Source organism: Actinomadura rugatobispora (assembly GCF_042656285.1).
GTDB classification, from domain to species: domain Bacteria; phylum Actinomycetota; class Actinomycetes; order Streptosporangiales; family Streptosporangiaceae; genus Spirillospora; species Spirillospora rugatobispora.
Genome location: NZ_JBHSON010000034.1, coordinates 1 through 16,092, shown reverse-complemented (window position 1 = coordinate 16,092; position 16,092 = coordinate 1). Strand labels below are relative to the sequence as shown.

17 protein-coding genes are annotated in these 16,092 nt (G+C 71.6%); 15 read left to right on the top strand and 2 right to left on the bottom strand.

The genetic code is table 11. The features are described from left to right. Positions 1-5 precede the first annotated feature (5 nt). Positions 6-989 carry a c-type cytochrome biogenesis protein CcsB gene (gene ccsB / locus ACFPZN_RS23730; RefSeq protein ID WP_378284314.1) on the top strand — a complete coding sequence of 328 codons (984 nt, stop codon included), beginning with the start codon at positions 6-8 and terminating at the stop codon, positions 987-989. Between the two features lie 341 nt (positions 990-1,330). Here the strand turns inward: ccsB and ACFPZN_RS23725 are convergent, their stop codons facing one another. Further along, a complete protein-coding gene (locus ACFPZN_RS23725; protein WP_378284313.1) occupies positions 1,331-1,654 on the bottom strand; it encodes a PLDc N-terminal domain-containing protein in 324 nt (107 codons plus the stop codon). A gap of 131 nt (positions 1,655-1,785) precedes the next feature. Here ACFPZN_RS23725 and ACFPZN_RS23720 point away from each other — a divergent pair, with 131 nt between their 5' ends. Further along, positions 1,786-2,949 (top strand): hypothetical protein, encoded by a 1,164-nt coding sequence (locus tag ACFPZN_RS23720; RefSeq protein WP_378284312.1) that lies wholly within the window; start codon positions 1,786-1,788, stop codon positions 2,947-2,949. Positions 2,950-2,987: 38 nt separating this feature from the next. Then, the gene (locus tag ACFPZN_RS23715; RefSeq protein WP_378284311.1) at positions 2,988-3,248 is read left to right on the top strand and encodes a hypothetical protein; all 261 of its coding nucleotides are present in this window, start codon (positions 2,988-2,990) and stop codon (positions 3,246-3,248) included. A 427-nt stretch (positions 3,249-3,675) separates the two neighbouring features. On the opposite strand, the gene ACFPZN_RS23710 is transcribed toward ACFPZN_RS23715, so the two are convergent. Continuing rightward, complete coding sequence (locus ACFPZN_RS23710; protein ID WP_378284310.1) at positions 3,676-3,867, bottom strand: BldC family transcriptional regulator; 192 nt, start codon at positions 3,865-3,867, stop codon at positions 3,676-3,678. Between the two features lie 223 nt (positions 3,868-4,090). Here ACFPZN_RS23710 and ACFPZN_RS23705 point away from each other — a divergent pair, with 223 nt between their 5' ends. The 12 genes from ACFPZN_RS23705 to ACFPZN_RS23650 all read left to right on the top strand — a co-directional run. Further along, positions 4,091-5,050 carry a threonine ammonia-lyase gene (locus ACFPZN_RS23705; protein ID WP_378284309.1) on the top strand — a complete coding sequence of 320 codons (960 nt, stop codon included), beginning with the start codon at positions 4,091-4,093 and terminating at the stop codon, positions 5,048-5,050. Positions 5,051-5,100: 50 nt separating this feature from the next. Beyond that, the gene (locus ACFPZN_RS23700) at positions 5,101-5,340 is read left to right on the top strand and encodes a DUF4229 domain-containing protein (RefSeq protein WP_378284308.1); all 240 of its coding nucleotides are present in this window, start codon (positions 5,101-5,103) and stop codon (positions 5,338-5,340) included. A gap of 82 nt (positions 5,341-5,422) precedes the next feature. Next, positions 5,423-6,124 carry a demethylmenaquinone methyltransferase gene (locus ACFPZN_RS23695; protein WP_378284307.1) on the top strand — a complete coding sequence of 234 codons (702 nt, stop codon included), beginning with the start codon at positions 5,423-5,425 and terminating at the stop codon, positions 6,122-6,124. Positions 6,125-6,271: 147 nt separating this feature from the next. Next, positions 6,272-7,534 (top strand): geranylgeranyl reductase family protein, encoded by a 1,263-nt coding sequence (locus ACFPZN_RS23690; protein ID WP_378284306.1) that lies wholly within the window; start codon positions 6,272-6,274, stop codon positions 7,532-7,534. A gap of 325 nt (positions 7,535-7,859) precedes the next feature. After that, positions 7,860-8,219 (top strand): NADH-quinone oxidoreductase subunit A, encoded by a 360-nt coding sequence (locus ACFPZN_RS23685; RefSeq protein ID WP_378284305.1) that lies wholly within the window; start codon positions 7,860-7,862, stop codon positions 8,217-8,219. A gap of 99 nt (positions 8,220-8,318) precedes the next feature. Next, positions 8,319-8,873, top strand: a complete 555-nt coding sequence (locus ACFPZN_RS23680; RefSeq protein WP_378284304.1) for a NuoB/complex I 20 kDa subunit family protein — start codon at positions 8,319-8,321, stop codon at positions 8,871-8,873. Next, entirely contained in the window at positions 8,870-9,616 is a 747-nt protein-coding gene (locus ACFPZN_RS23675; protein ID WP_378284303.1) for an NADH-quinone oxidoreductase subunit C, read from the top strand. Before ACFPZN_RS23680 ends, ACFPZN_RS23675 begins: the two co-directional genes overlap by 4 nt. Beyond that, positions 9,613-10,962, top strand: coding sequence for an NADH-quinone oxidoreductase subunit D (locus ACFPZN_RS23670; RefSeq protein ID WP_378284302.1), 1,350 nt, complete (start codon positions 9,613-9,615; stop codon positions 10,960-10,962). The genes ACFPZN_RS23675 and ACFPZN_RS23670 overlap by 4 nt, the downstream gene beginning before the upstream one ends. A 91-nt stretch (positions 10,963-11,053) precedes the next feature. Then, positions 11,054-11,881 carry an NADH-quinone oxidoreductase subunit NuoE gene (nuoE, locus tag ACFPZN_RS23665; protein WP_378284301.1) on the top strand — a complete coding sequence of 276 codons (828 nt, stop codon included), beginning with the start codon at positions 11,054-11,056 and terminating at the stop codon, positions 11,879-11,881. A gap of 103 nt (positions 11,882-11,984) precedes the next feature. Continuing rightward, positions 11,985-13,286: an NADH-quinone oxidoreductase subunit NuoF gene (nuoF, locus tag ACFPZN_RS23660; protein WP_378284300.1), complete on the top strand. Its 1,302-nt coding sequence runs from the start codon at positions 11,985-11,987 to the stop codon at positions 13,284-13,286. Between the two features lie 41 nt (positions 13,287-13,327). Beyond that, positions 13,328-15,724, top strand: coding sequence for an NADH-quinone oxidoreductase subunit G (locus ACFPZN_RS23655; protein ID WP_378284384.1), 2,397 nt, complete (start codon positions 13,328-13,330; stop codon positions 15,722-15,724). Continuing rightward, a partial coding sequence (locus ACFPZN_RS23650; RefSeq protein ID WP_378284299.1) for an NADH-quinone oxidoreductase subunit H occupies positions 15,721-16,092 on the top strand: 372 nt, incomplete at its 3' end. The genes ACFPZN_RS23655 and ACFPZN_RS23650, both read left to right, overlap by 4 nt.

Genomic DNA, 16,092 nt, shown 5'->3' with positions numbered 1-16,092 from the left:
CGAGGGTGGGGAGTGCCGACCTCGCGAACCTGAGCGACAAGCTCATGCTGACGACCGTGGTGTTGTACATCGTCGCCATGGTCTCCTACGCCGCCGACCTGGGCTTCTCGCGCCGCGGTGCCGCCTCGCGCGCCGCCGGGGCCGGGCGGAAGGCCGAGGCCAAGGTCCTGGTGGGCGCGGCGGGCGCCGAGAAGGCGGAGACCTCCGGAGCCGCCGCCGGCGAGGACGCCGAGGCCGGGGGGCGCGCCGTGGACTGGGCGCGGCTGGCGGTCGTCCTGAACGTGCTCGGCTGGGCCGCGCACCTCGGCGTGATCGTGACCCGGGGCCTGGCGGGCGAGCGCTGGCCGTGGGGCAACATGTACGAGTTCCTCACCGCCATCACGTTCGCGGCGGTGACCGCGTTCCTGATCGTGCTGTGGCGCTTCCAGGCCCGCTTCCTGGGCGCGTTCGTGTCCCTCGCCGCGGTCGTCGGCCTGGGCGTCGCCAACATCTGGCTGTACGACTCGGTCGGCCCGGTCGTCCCGGCGCTCAACTCGTACTGGATCGCCATCCACGTCTCGGCCGCGATCGTCGCGACCGGCGCGTTCACCGTCGGCGGCGCCTCGACCATCCTCTACCTGTTCAAGATCCGGCAGGAGGCGCGGAGCGCAGCCGGTGGCGGCGGCTTCCTCGACCGGCTGCCCGGCTCGGACGTGCTCGACCGGCTGTCGGTGCGGGTCACCATGTTCGCGTTCCCGATCTGGACCGCCGCGATCATCATGGGCGCGATCTGGGCGGACGAGGCGTGGGGCCGCTACTGGGGCTGGGACCCCAAGGAGATCTGGTCGTTCGTGACCTGGGTCGTGTACGCGGCGTACCTGCACGCCCGCGCCACCGCCGGGTGGAAGGGCCGCAAGGCCGCGGTCCTGTCGCTGATCGGGTTCGCCGCGCTGCTGTTCAACTTCTTCGGCGTGAACTACATGTTCTCCGGCCTGCACTCTTATGCCTGAGCATGCGCGAGCTGCGCTCCTCGCCTGGCGGCTCGTCGCTTGTCGCGCCTGCGGCGATCGCTGCATCGCTCCGAACTCGCCTTGACGGCTCGCTTCGCGATCAGTTCCTCGCAGGCTCGGAACTGCCTTCGGACGCGATCGCAGCGCCTGAGCGACCGTTCGGGGCTGGGCTGTGTTTATTGCATGCGCGAGCTGCGCTCCTCGCCTGGGGGCTCGTCGCTTGTCGCGCCTGCGGCGATCGCTGCATCGCTCCGACTCGCCCAGGGGCTCGCTTCGCGATCAGTTCCTCGCAGGCTCGGAACTGCCTTCGGACGCGATCGCACGCCCGCGGCGGGAGGGGCCTAGTCCTCCTCGCGGAGCCGGCGCTCGAGTTCGCGCAGGAACGCCGGATCGTCTTCGGGGCCCTTCGGGGCCTCGGCGGGCGGTCCGGCGTTCGCCGTTCCGGGCAGGGGACCGCCGGAGCTCGCCGCGGGCAGGGCGCCCTGCCGCCGGACGCGACCGGCCAGCAGCCAGAGCACGGCGCCCGGCAGCAGCCCGAGGAGCACCACCATGAACCAGGCGAACTTCGGCAGGTGCCGTACGCCGGCCTCGTCGGTGCTGAGCACGTCGAAGAGCGCGAAAAGCCACACTCCGATGAGGATCAGTGCGAGCAGCACATAGGGCATGCCCATGAGCGTAGACGCTGATCGAGGGTGGCGCCGACGGGAGGGGATGACGGGGGGTCGGGGTTCGGCTTACGCTTCCTCGGGGGGCCTGACGCTTGTTGCGAACGGGGGCCCGCTGACAGAGGAGCCTGATGCGCTTCAAAGGCATCCACCGCAGACCCCGGGGGACGAGGGACGCCGCGTACGCCCCGTCGCCGCCCGAGGCGGGGGGCCGTGTGGAACGGCGCGCGGAGCCGCGCCGGTTCCTGCCGAGGCCGCGGAGCAAGCAGCCGCGCGACCGGTTCGGCCGGTTCCGCAGGGTGCCGCGCGAGACGCCGCAGGCGCAGGCGCGCGAGGCGCAGGACGTCCTGGGCCGCGAGGCGCAGGAGGCACAGCAGCTCCTGGGACGCGAGGCGCAGGCCACCGGAGGGTCCGCCGCCGGACGGGCCGCGGGCGGACGCGGCGCCACGGGGTGGTCCGCCAGGGAGCAGGCCGCCAGGGGGCAGGACGCCCTGACGCCGCGCTCGGCCGCCGACGCCGCCGCACGCCTGCCGGGCTCGGTCCCCGAGCGCCCGCCGGGACGCGCGCCGGGCCGTCCTGAGGCCGGTTCCGATGCCCGCCCCCGCGTCTACTCCTGGAGCGACTTCGAGCTCGACGACGAGCCCGGCGCCGAGCCGCCGCCGCGCGCTCGGCCGCGCCGGCCCGGGGCGCCGCGGATGGCCGACGGGCTGGACCATTGTGGCGTCCTGGAGAGCGTCCTGTACCGGCAGTGGGATGAGCGCCGGGGCCCGCCGCCGCCCGAGGTGATCCGGGCCGTCGACAGCCTGGCCGCGCTGCCCGACCAGCTGAAGGTGAAGCTGGCGGGCGGGCTGGAGGGCATCTACGTCGGGCCCGGCGGCGTCCCGCAGCTGGACGACATGGGCCACCTGCGCGACCGGCCGCTGCCGTCCGGCCGGGCGACCTGGGACATCTGCGCGGGCGCGTACGGCGACGGCAAGATCGTCGTGGGCGACCGGCCGTCCCCGACCCCCGACGTGATGATGCACGAGGTCGGGCACGCCCTCGACGACATCGACGGGGAGGACGGCTGGCGCTCCGACAGCCCGGCGTTCCGCGAGCTGTACGAGCGGTGCCGGCCGCATCTCGCCAGCGAGTTCCACCGGCAGCCCGACACGCTGGGCCGCCGCGAGTTCTTCGCCGACGCGTTCGCGGCGATCTCCGCCCGGCAGCGGCCCGCTTTGGTCGATATGCTCGCCGGCGACATCCGAATGGCGCTGGACGTCATGCTCTTCTTCAACCGCAGGTACGGAATCTGATGCAGGCCGGCGACGATGAGCACCGAAGGTGATCGACGATGTACGTGATCCGGCTTCCCGATGGCACGCTCCGGGTCCCTCACAGCGTCCTCGGCGACTCCGGTGAGGGCCGGGACGAGGGGCGGATCATCGCCCAGGCCTACGTGGAGATCGGCCCCGGCGATCCCGACTACGACCGGCTGCTGCCCGGGTCCGTCACCGAGGAGGAGATGGAGGACAGGCGGCGGGAGTGGCGGGACGGGGACGAGGAACTGCTCCGCGTGTTCGAGGAGTACAAGGCCGGCCGGAGCGAGGACTGACCACCGAAAGAGGCGCCGCGCGGCCCTTCCCTTTCGAACGAGCTCAGCCCGTAACCCCGGCCCCGAACGGTCGCTCAGGCGCTGCGATCGCGTCCGAAGGCAGTTCCGAGCCTGCGAGGAACTGATCGCGAAGCGAGCCCCTGGGCGAGTCGGAGCGATGCAGCGATCGCCGCATGCGCGACAAGCGACGAGCCGCCAGGCGAGGAGCGCAGCTCGCGCATGCAATAAGCACAGCGTGGAGGTTCGGGGGACTTCCGCCACGCCTGCCGTGCTGGAGCTTGCCGGCTTGTCTCCGGGCCGAGACTTCTTCAGGGGGGCTGGGCGAAGCTTCGGGCCGGGATGTGCCAGGGGTGGTGCCGGGGGGCGGGGCCCCCTGCCGATGGCCGGTGGGCCGTCGCGGAGGTCGTGGGGGTCGCCCCCCGCGGTGTCAGCGCGCGACCGGCTCTTCTCCGCGGAGCAGAGCGTGCACTTCGGACTCGCGGAAGCGGCGGTGGCCCCCGGGAGTGCGGATGCTGCTGATCCGACCGGCCGCGGCCCAGCGCGTAACCGTCTTCGGATCGACCCGGAAGAGGGCGGCGACCTCTCCGGGGGTCAGCAGGCGCTCGCTGGTGCTTTCCACGTTTTCTCTCCCCCTTTGTCCCGCTCTCGGCGCGGGTGGACTGTTTCCTAGTGTGGCGGGTCAAGACCGATTTCTCCCTTGTTTTCGGAAAAGATCACGCTGAGTAGCCTCCTGAACAGCGGCGATGACGCGAAGTTAGTGTGTCATCGGGCACAATCGTCACCTCGATCACGCCAGGTGCGTACCGTCCCTGGTGAGAGGCCCGCCGGATAGGCTCCCTGGCATGGCGGATCTGGTGTCGCTCGAAGAGATCGAAGGGGCGGCGGAACGGCTGGCCGGAATGGCGGTCCGCACTCCGCTCGTGCCGTTCCCGCTGTCGGATCCGGCGTTGCTGGTGAAGGTCGAATCGCTTCAGCCGATCGGCGCGTTCAAGCTGCGCGGCGCGTACGCGACGATCTCCGCACTTCCCGAACGGGTGCGCGAACGCGGCGTGGTCGCCCATTCCAGTGGCAACCACGCGCAGGCGGTCGCGTTCGCGGCGCGCGCCTTCGGGATCCGCGCGGTCCTTGTGGTCCCCCACACCGCCCCGGCGGTGAAGGTGGAGGCGTGCATGGCGCTCGGCGCGGAGATCGTCTACGTGGAGCCGACCATGGAGGCGCGGACCGCCACGGCCGGCAAGCTCGCGGACGCGCACGGCTTCACCCTCGTCCCGCCGTTCGAGGACCGCCGGATCATCGCGGGGCAGGGCACCGTCGGGCTGGAGATCGTCCGGGACCGCCCCGACGTCGAGGTGGTCCTGGTGCCGGTCGGCGGGGGCGGGCTGATCTCCGGGGTCGCGGCGGCGGTGAAGCGGCTGCGGCCGGAGGCGAAGGTGATCGGGGTGGAGCCGGAGCTGGCCGCCGACGCCCGCGCGTCCGTGCTGGCGGGACGGCCGGTGGCGTGGCCGCCGGAGGACACCGCGCGGACCGTCGCCGACGCGCTGCGCGCCCAGCGGGTGGGCGACCTGACCTTCGCGCACATCCGGGAGTTCGTCGACGGCATCGTCGCGGTGAGCGAGGACGAGATCCGGCAGGCGATGCGGCGGCTGGCGCGGGAGGCGCGGCTGATCGCCGAACCGGGCGGCGCCGTCGCGACCGCCGCCTATCTCTTCCGCGGGGACGAGCTTCCGCCCGCGCACACCTATGTATCGGTGCTGTCGGGCGGCAACGTGGAGCCCGCGCTGCTGGCCGAGGCGATCGCCTGACCCCGACCCGGAGCGGAGGCGCGTGGAGGGCCGGGTAGTCTCGAGGCGTCATGCGTACGGTATTCCTCTACACCCTCGCGCGGTTCGGGATCTTCCTGGCCACCGCCGCCGTGCTGGCCCTGATCGGGGCGCGCGGCCTGCTGCTGCTCGCGCTGGCCGTGCTGATCAGCGGCGTCGTGAGCTTCGTCCTGCTGTCCGGGCAGCGCGACGCGATGTCCGCCGCGGTGGTCTCCGGGGTGAAGGAGCGGCGCCGGAAGTTCGAGCGGGCGCGCACCAAGGAAGACGCCTGACCCTCCCCGCGGTGAGTTCGGGCGCGGCCCCGTAGGGCAGGCGGTGCACGAGGCGCTCCCCGGCGGCTCTTAGGGTGGGGGCATGACCCGCGCCTCTCTCGACAAGCAGCCGGCCGACGTCGCGGCGATGTTCGACCGGACCGCCGAGCGTTACGACCTGCTCAACAGCCTCATGACCGGCGGGCAGGACCGGCGCTGGCGGCAGGAGGTCGTCAAGGCGGTGGACGCCCGTCCGGGCGAGCGGATCCTGGACCTGGCCGCCGGCACGGGCACCTCGTCGGTGCCCTTCGCCGACGCGGGCGCGCACACGGTGGCCTGCGACTTCTCGCTGGGGATGCTGCGGGTCGGGGTGGGCCGGCAGGCGGGTGTGCGGAGGCTGAGCTTCGTGGCCGGCGACGCGCTGCGGCTGCCGTTCTCCGACGGGGCGTTCGACGCGGTGACCATCTCGTTCGGGCTGCGGAACGTGGCCGACACCGAGGCGGCGCTGCGCGAGCTGCGCCGGGTGGCCAGGCCGGGCGGGCGGCTGCTGGTGTGTGAGGTCAGTCACCCGCCGAACGCGCTGCTGCGCCTCGGTCACCGCGCGCACCTGAAGGTCGGTCTCCCCACGCTGGCGCGGGTCAGCAGCAATCCCGACTCCTATACCTACCTCGCCGAGTCGACCCTCGCCTGGCCGGACCAGGCGGAGCTGGCGCGGCGGATCCAGGCCGCGGGCTGGCGCGAGGTGCGCTGGCGCGATCTCACCTTCGGTGTCGTCGCGCTGCACCACGCCGTCAATCCGGGCTGACCCTGGGGCGGTCCGGCCACAGACCCAATTTCGGACCGGTCCAAAACCGAGGTGGTCGAGAGGTACCCATTGACCGCCCAGAGGGAATAGACTCCACCCGGATCCTTGTGAAGTACTTCACAAGCGAACGAGCTAAAGAGGAACGCAGTGACCGACTCCACCCGGCAGCGGCAGGCAGATGTCATCGTCGTCGGGGCCGGACCCGCCGGGGCCTCCACCTCCTACTGGCTGGCCCAGTCCGGCCTGGACGTGCTGTTGCTGGAGAAGGCCACGTTCCCGCGCGACAAGATCTGCGGTGACGGGCTCACTCCACGCGCCGTCCGCGCGCTGATCGCCATGGGCGTCGACGTCAACGCCCCCGGCTGGGCGCGCAACCAGGGGCTGCGCATCTACGGCGGCGGCGTCAAGGTCGAGCTGCCCTGGCCCGAGCTGGCGAGCTTCCCCGACTACGGCCTGGTCCGCACCCGGATGGACTTCGACCAGCTGCTGGCCGAGCACGCCGCCAAGGCCGGCGCCCGGCTGCTGCAGGGCTGCAACGTCACCGGCCCGATCCTGGACGAGCGCACCGACCGCATCACCGGCGTCACCGCCAAATACCAGGGCGAAGAGGTCGAGTTCCACGCCCCGCTGGTGGTCGCCGCCGACGGCGGCTCCACCCGGCTCTCGCTGGCCATGGGCCTGCGCCGGCGCGACGACCGTCCCCTGGGCGTCGCGGTCCGCCGCTACTTCGAGACCCCCCGCCACGACGACGACTACATGGAGGCGTGGCTGGAGCTGTGGGACGGGCAGCGCCTCCTCCCCGGCTACGGCTGGGTGTTCCCGGTCGGCGACGGCACCTCCAACGTCGGGCTCGGCCTGCTCAACACCAGCAAGGCGTTCCAGAACGTCGACTACCGCGGCATGCTCAAGGGCTGGTGCGCGAACATGCCCGAGGAGTGGCGGTTCGACGAGGACCACGCCACCGGCCCCATCCGCGGCGCCGCGCTGCCCATGGGCTTCAACCGCCAGCCCCACTACACCCGCGGGATGCTGCTCGTCGGCGACGCCGGCGGCATGATCAACCCGTTCAACGGCGAGGGCATCGACTACGCGCTGGAGTCCGGCCGGCTGGCCGCCGAGATCATGGTGCAGGCGCTGGCCCGCCGCACCCCGGCGCAGCGCGAGCGGACCCTGTACGAGTACCCGCGCATCCTCAAGGACGAGCACGGCGGCTACTTCACCCTCGCCCGCGTCTTCGTGCAGGCCATCGGCGACCCGCGGATCATGAAGTTCCTGACCGCGCACGGGCTGCCGCACCCGACGCTGATGCGCTTCACGCTCAAGCTGCTGGCCAACCTCACCGACCGCCGCGGCGGTGACTCGATGGACCGCGTCATCAACGCGATGCAGAAGGTGGCGCCCGCGGCATGAGAGAGGCGACCGGGAGCACGCCATGAACGGCGAGCGGCAGAACGCGACCGTGGGACGGCCCATGGACACCACGGCGGGAAGAGGGCGTCGCAGGGCGCCCTGAAGCGAGCGGAGGCGGCCGGACCTCACAGTCCCGACCCCCCGAGGGGAGTGCTATTGATCACCTTGGCTAGGGTGGCGACCCGTGTCCGTGACAGGTGTCACGAACGTGTAAAGGGTCACGCCGCCGTGGCGCGCCCGACCGGCGCCGCGCATCGCCCCGCGCGGCGCGCTTCGGCGTGCGCCACGTACAGCGCTGTACGTAGCGAGGAGAGGCAGTAGAGACATGGATCTCTATATACCGATCATTGTGCTGGGAGTGCTCGCCTTCGCCTTCGCGGCGGGCTCGGTGTTGATGGCCTCCCTCACCGGCCCCAAGCGGTGGAACCGGGCGCGGCTGGACGCCTACGAGTGCGGGATCGAGCCGACCCCGCAGCCGGTCGGCGGCGGGCGTTTCCCGGTCAAGTACTACCTCACGGCGATGCTGTTCATCGTCTTCGACATTGAGATCATCTTCCTGTACCCCTGGGCGGTCGCCTTCGACCGGCTGGGGCTTTTCGGTCTTGTGGAGATGGTCCTGTTCATCCTCACCGTGCTGGTGGCGTACGCCTACATCTGGCGGCGCGGTGGTCTGGAGTGGGATTGATGAGCGACGCAACGGCGCGCGGCGCGCGCTGGACCGAGGAGCCTGCGACGAGGGAAGCGCGCGCCATGAGGCGCGCCGGTGCGGAGCGGGGTAACAGCCATGGGTCTTGAGGAAAAACTCCCCAGCGGGTTCCTGCTGACGACGGTCGAGCAGGTCGCCGGATGGGCGCGCGCCAGCTCGATGTGGCCTGCCACGTTCGGGCTGGCCTGCTGCGCGATCGAGATGATGGCGGCCGGCGACCCGCGGCACGACTTCTCCCGGTGGGGGATGGAGCGTGCCTCGGCGACGCCGCGGCAGGCCGACCTGATGATCGTCGCGGGCCGGGTGAGCCAGAAGATGGCCCCGGTGCTGCGGCAGATCTACGACCAGATGACCGAGCCCAAGTGGGTCATCGCGATGGGCGTGTGCGCCTCGTCCGGCGGCATGTTCAACAACTACGCGGTCGTGCAGGGCGTGGACCACATCGTCCCGGTGGACATCTACCTGCCCGGCTGCCCGCCGCGGCCGGAGATGCTGCTGGACGCCATCCTGAAGCTGCACGACAAGGTGATGAACACCAAGCTCGGCGCGCAGCGCAAGGAGCAGATCGCCGAGCTGGAAGAGGCCAAGCGCCGCCGGCTCCCGCTGCTCGGCCAGCCCGGAGGTGTCTCGTGAGTTCTCAGCATCCGGAGCAGAAGGCCGAGCAGGCCGCCGACCAGCTGCCCGCGCAGGCGCCCGAGGAGCGCCGGGAGCAGCCGGTCGCGCGGATGGGCATGTTCGGCGCCAAGACCACCGGCGACACCTCCGGGTACGGGGGGCTGGTCGTCCGGCAGAGCCCGAAGGTGTCGGCGCCCCGGCCGTACGGCGGCCCGGAGGGCGCGGCGGAGGCCGGTCCGTTCGACGCGGTCGCCGACGAGCTGGAGCGGACGCTGCCCGGCTTCGGCGACGCGATCGAGCGGGTCGTGGTCGACCGCGGCGAGATGACCTTCTTCGTGCGGCGGGAGCACCTCAAGGCGGTCGCGCAGACCATGCGGGACCAGCCCGACCTGCGGTTCGAGCTGTGCTCGGGCGTGTCCGGGGTGCACTACCCGCAGGACGCGGGCGCCGAGCTGCACGCCGTCTACCACCTGCTGTCGATCACCCACAACCGGCGGGTGCGGCTGGAGGTCACCTGCCCCGACGCCGACCCGCACATCCCCTCGATCGTCGGGGTCTACCCGACCAACGACTGGCACGAGCGCGAGACCTACGACTTCTTCGGGATCGTGTTCGACGGGCACCCGGCGCTGACCCGCATCGAGATGCCCGACGACTGGGTGGGCCACCCGCAGCGCAAGGACTACCCGCTCGGCGGCATCCCCGTCGAGTACCGGGGGGCGGAGATCCCGCCGCCTGATGAGCGGAGGTCGTACGTATGAGCCCCTCCACCAAGTACACCGAGTACGACGCCTACGCCGCCGACCAGGCCGCCGAGGGCAAGGTCTTCGACGTCTCCGGCCAGGACTGGGACCAGGTCGTGGCCGGTGCCGAGGACCTCGGTGACGAGCGGCTGGTCATCAACATGGGGCCGCAGCACCCGTCCACGCACGGCGTGCTGCGGATCATCCTCACGCTGGACGGCGAGACGGTGAACGAGGCGCGGGTGGGCATCGGCTACCTGCACACCGGCATCGAGAAGAACATGGAGTTCCGCACCTGGACGCAGGGCACCACGTTCTGCACCCGGATGGACTACCTGGCGCCGATCTTCAACGAGACGGCGTACTGCCTGGGCGTGGAGAAGCTGCTGGGGATCACCGAGCAGGTGCCGGAGCGGGCCCAGATCATCCGGGTGATGATGATGGAGCTCAACCGGATCTCCTCGCACCTGGTGGCGATCGCCACGTTCGGCCTGGAGCTGGGCGCGACCACGGTCATGCTCAACGGGTTCATCGAGCGCGAGTACACCCTTGACCTCTTCGAGGAGATCACGGGTCTGCGGATGAACATGGCCTACGTGCGGCCGGGCGGTGTCGCGCAGGACCTGCCGAGCGGCGCGCTCAGCAAGATCCGCGACTACCTCGACCGGATGCCCAAGCGCATCCAGGCGATGCGCAAGCTGATGGACGCCAACCCGGTCTACCTGGCGCGCACGAAGGACATCGCGTACCTGGACCTGACCGGGTGCATGGCGCTGGGCATCACCGGCCCGGTGCTGCGGTCGACGGGCCTGCCGTGGGACCTGCGCAAGTCGCAGCCGTACTGCGGTTACGAGACCTACGACTTCGAGGTCGCCACCGAGGAGAGCTGCGACGTCTACGGCCGCTACCTCGTCCGGATGACCGAGATGGAGGAGTCCCTGAAGATCGTCGAGCAGTGCGTGGAGCGGCTGCAGTCGGTCAAGGGCCCGGTGATGGTCGAGGACAAGAAGATCGGCTGGCCGGCGCAGCTGGCGATCGGCGCGGACGGGATGGGCAACTCGCCCCGGCACATCGCGCACATCATGGGCACCTCGATGGAGGCCCTGATCCACCACTTCAAGCTGGTGACCGAGGGCTTCCGGGTGCCGGCCGGGCAGGCGTACGCGGCGATCGAGTCGCCGCGCGGCGAGCTGGGCGCGCACGTGGTCAGCGACGGCGGCACGCGGCCGTACCGGGTGCACTTCCGCGACCCGTCCTTCACCAACCTGCAGGCCGTCCCCGCGATGTGCGAGGGCAGCATGGTGGCGGACGTGATCGCGGCGGTCGCGAGTCTCGACCCGGTCATGGGAGGTGTGGACCGATGAGGTGTGCACAGCCTCTGTTCGGCAGCATGGTGGCCCCGAGCACATTCGCGGCGGTGGCGAGTCTCGACCCGGTGATGGGGGGTGTGGACCGATGACGGAACAGCAGGAGGCGGCCGTGGAGGCGGCCGAGGCCGAGCGGGAGTACGAGCCCGCGGTGCGCGAGCGGCTGGAGCGGGACGCCAAGGAGATCATCGCCCGCTATCCCAAGCCGCGTTCGGCGCTGCTGCCGATGCTGCACCTGGTGCAGTCGGTGGACGGGTACGTCTCGCAGCGCGGCACGGAGTTCTGCGCCGAGCAGCTGGGCATCACGCCCGCGCAGGTGACCGGGGTGTCGACCTTCTACACCATGTACAAGCGCGCGCCGGTCGGGGAGTACCACGTCGGCGTCTGCATCAACACGCTGTGCGCGATCATGGGCGGCGACCAGATCTGGGACGAGCTCAGCGACCATCTGGGCGTGGGTCACGACGAGGCCACCCCGGACGGCCGGGTCAGCCTGGAGCGGATCGAGTGCAACGCCGCCTGCGACTTCGCCCCGGTGATGACGGTCAACTGGGAGTTCTTCGACAACATGACTCCCGAGCGGGCCAAGGCGCTGGTCGACGACCTGCGCCAGGGCAGGGACGTGCGTCCCTCGCGGGGCCCGTCCGGGCTGTGCTCGTGGAAGGACGCCTCGCGCGTGCTGGCCGGGTTCCCCGACGGGCGCGCGGGCGAGGGCGTCCAGGCGGGGCCCGAGTCGCTGGTCGGCCTGAAGCTGGCCAAGGAGCGCGGCTGGGCGGCGCCGAGCGCCGACGCCGACCGCGAGCGGCCGGACGAGCCGGTCACGCCCGGCGAGATCACCGACCCGCCGCCGAACGAGCCGGGCAAGCCGATCGGCGGGGACGTGAAGCCCGGTTCGCAGGAGGGCCGCAACCAATGACCTACTCATTGCCACGCCTCCGGCGCGGCGGGCCATGGCGCTTTGACGCCCGGTCTTCCCTCGTCGGTCGTCCCTCCCTCCTCAGTCCAGACCAGGCGGCGCCATGACCACCCTCACCCCCATCCTCACCAGGAACTGGGACCAGGAAGACTCGTTCACCCGGGCGGGCTACGAGCGCGCCGGGGGCTACACGTCGCTGCGCAAGGCGCTGACCATGGAGCCGGACGCGATCGTCCAGGCGGTCAAGGACTCGGGCCTGCGCGGCCGCGGCGGCGCGGGCTTCCCCACCGGGATGAAGTGGGGCTTCCTGCCGCCGAGCAGCCCGAACCCGCGCTACCTGGTCGTCAACGCGGACGAGTCCGAGCCGGGCACGTGCAAGGACATCCCGCTGATGATGGCCAACCCGCACGTGCTGGTCGAGGGCATCATCATCAGCTCGTTCGCGATCCGCTCCAACCACGCGTTCATCTACGTGCGCGGTGAGGTGCTGCACGTGATCCGCCGCCTGCAGCAGGCGGTGGCGGAGGCGTACGAGGCCGGCTACCTGGGCCGGGACATCCTCGGCTCCGGCTACGACCTGGAACTGGTCGTGCACACGGGCGCCGGCGCCTACATCTGCGGCGAGGAGACGGCGCTGCTGGACTCCCTGGAGGGGTACCGCGGCCAACCGAGGCTCAAGCCTCCCTTCCCTGCGGTCGCGGGGCTCTACGGCGGCCCCACCGTTATCAACAACGTGGAGTCGATCGCCTCGGTTCCCTCGATCGTCGAGAACGGCGCGGATTGGTTCGCCGCGATGGGCACCGAGAAGTCCCAGGGGTACGGGATCTTCTCGCTGTCGGGGCATGTCACCAGGCCGGGGCAGTACGAGGCGCCGCTGGGCATCACGCTGCGCGAGCTGCTCGACATGGCGGGCGGGATCCGCGACGGGCACCGGCTGAAGTTCTGGACGCCGGGCGGCTCGTCCACCCCGATCTTCACCGACCAGCACCTGGACGTTCCGCTGGACTTCGAGTCGGTGGGGGCGGCCGGGTCCATGCTCGGCACCCGGGCGCTGCAGATCTTCGACGAGACCACCTGCGTGGTGCGGGCGGTGCTGCGCTGGTCGGAGTTCTACGCGCACGAGTCGTGCGGCAAGTGCACGCCGTGCCGCGAAGGCACGTACTGGTACAAGCAGATGCTCAAGCGGCTGGAGGCCGGGCAGGGCGAGGAGAAGGACCTGGAGACCCTCCTCGACCTGTCCGACAACATCCTGGGCCGGTCGTTCTGCGCCCTGGGCGACGGCGCGACCAGCCCGGTGGTGTCCTCCATCAAGCTGTTCCGCGAGGAGTACCTGCAGCACTTCGAGCAGGGCGGCTGTCCGTTCGACAAGGCCGCCTCCACCCTCTGGGGAGGTGGGACCAAGTGACCGCGACCAAGCCCGAGGCGCCGGTCGAGAAGCGCGAGGACATGGTGGCCGTCACCATCGACGGCTTCGAGATCGAGGTGCCCAAGGGCACGCTGATCATCCGGGCCGCCGAGCTGCTGGGCATCCAGATCCCGCGGTTCTGCGACCATCCGCTGCTGGACCCGATCGGGGCGTGCCGGCAGTGCCTGGTGGAGATCCCCGACGCCGGCAACGGCCGGGGGATGCCCAAGCCCCAGGCGTCCTGCACCACCACGGTGATGCCGGGCATGGTCATCAAGACCCAGCTCACCTCGCCGGTGGCCGACAAGGCCCAGCACGGCGTGATGGAGCTGCTGCTCATCAACCACCCGCTGGACTGCCCGATCTGCGACAAGGGCGGCGAGTGCCCGCTGCAGAACCAGGCGATGTCGAACGGGCGGGGCGAGACGCGGTTCACCGAGGCCAAGCGGACCTTCCCCAAGCCGATCGCGCTGTCCACCGAGGTGCTGCTCGACCGGGAGCGCTGCATCCAGTGCGCCCGCTGCACCCGGTTCTCCGACCAGATCGCCGGGGACGCGTTCATCGACCTGTTCGAGCGCGGCGCCAAGGAGCAGGTGGGCGCGGCCGACGGGAAGCCGTTCCAGTCCTACTTCTCCGGCAACACGGTGCAGATCTGCCCCGTGGGAGCGCTGACCGGGGCGGCGTACCGGTTCCGGTCGCGGCCGTTCGACCTGGTGTCCTCGCCGAGCACGTGCGAGCACTGCGCGTCCGGCTGCGCGCTGCGCACCGACCACCGGCGCGGGAAGATCACCCGGCGGCTGGCCGGTGACGACCCGCAGGTGAACGAGGAGTGGAACTGCGACAAGGGCCGGTGGGCGTTCACCTACGCCACCCAGCCCGACCGGCTCACGCACCCGCTGGTGCGGAACCAGGACGGGGTCCTGGAGACCGCGTCCTGGCCGGAGGCGCTCACCCTCGCCGCCCGGGGCCTGTCGGCCGCGAAGGGGCGGGCGGGCGTGCTGACCGGAGGCCGGGTGACCCTCGAGGACGCCTACGCCTACGCCAAGTTCGCCCGGGTCGCGCTCGGCACCAACGACATCGACTTCCGGGCCCGCGCGCACTCGCGCGAGGAGGCCGAGTTCCTGGCCTCGTCCGTGGCGGGACGGCCGATCGAGGTGACCTACTCCGACCTGGAGAAGGCCCCGGCGGTGCTGCTGGCGGGATTCGAGCCGGAGGAGGAGTCGCCGATCGTCTTCCTGCGGCTGCGCAAGGCGTTCCGCAAGAGCGGGCTGCGGGTCTTCGCGGTCGCTCCGTTCGCCACCCGCGGTCTGCGGAAGGTGGGCGGCACGCTGCTGCCGGCGCTGCCGGGCGCGGACGCCGAGGTCCTCGGCTCGCTGGTCGCCGACGGGCAGAGCACCGAGGCCAGGCGGCTGCTGGAGCAGCCCGGCGCGGTGATCCTGGTCGGGGAGCGGCTGGCGTCCAGCCCGGGCGCGCTGTCCAGCGTGCACCGGCTGGCGCAGGTCACCGGCGCCCGGGTCGGCTGGGTGCCGCGCCGGGCCGGTGAGCGCGGCGCGATCGAGGCCGGGGCGCTGCCCGGGCTGCTGCCGATCGGCCGCCCGGTCACCGACCCCGAGGCGCGCGCCGAGGTCGCCCGCACCTGGAACGTCGCCGAGCTGCCCGCCGCCCCCGGACGGGACGGGGCGGGCATCGTCGCCGCCGCGGCCGCCGGGGAACTGGGCGCGCTGCTGGTCGGCGGCGTCGACCCCTACGACCTGCCCGACCCGGGCGCGGTGCTGGCCGCGCTGGAGGCCGCGCCGTTCGTGGTGAGCCTGGAGCAGCGGGTCAGCGCGGTCACCGACCGCGCCGACGTGGTGCTGCCGGTCGCGGCGGTCGCGGAGAAGTCCGGGACGTTCGTCGACTGGGAGGGCCGCGGCCGCCCGTTCGACACCGTGCTGAGGTCCGCCGGGCGGATGTCGGACCTGCGGGTGCTGGACGCGCTCGCCGGCGAGATGGACGTCCACCTGGCGCTGCCCGAACCGGAGGCCGCCAAGCGGGAGCTGACCGCGCTGGGCGCCTACCGGGGCGAGCGACCCGCGGCGCCGAGCGTGTCGCCGGGCGTGCAGCCGCAGCCGGAGTCCGGGCAGGCGCTGCTGGCGGCCTGGCGGATGCTGCTGGACAAGGGCCGGCTGCAGGACGGCGAGCCGTACCTGGCGGGCACCGCGAAGGCGGCGGTGGCCCGGCTGTCGCCCGCGACCGCCGCCGAGATCGGCGCCGCCGAGGGCGGGACGGTCACGGTGGCGTCCGGGCGCGGAACGGTGACGCTGCCGCTGGAGACCACTCCCGACCTTCCGGACCGGGTGGTGTGGCTGCCGGTGAACTCCGCCGGCTGCGCCCTCTACCGCGATCTGGGCGCGGACGCGGGAAGCGTCGTCACGATCTCTGCCGGAGGCGCGTCATGAGCACGAGGGTGTCGTCCGTACTCGCGGCAGGGCCCGCGCCGACCGACCCCACGCTGGAGAGCTTCGGCCGCGACCCGTGGTGGCTGATCGGCGGCAAGGTGCTGGCGATCTTCGCCTTCCTGGTCCTGACGGTGCTGATCACGATGTGGATCGAGCGGCGCGTCATCGGCCGGATGCAGCTGCGGGTCGGCCCCAACCGGGCCGGGCCTTTCGGCCTGCTGCAGGCGCTCGCCGACGGCGTCAAGCTGGCGTTGAAGGAGGACATCGTCCCGCGCCAGGTCGACAAGGTGGTGTTCGTGCTGGCGCCGATCATGTCGGCGGTTCCGGCGTTCATCTCCTTCGCGATCATTCCGTTCGGGCCGACGGTG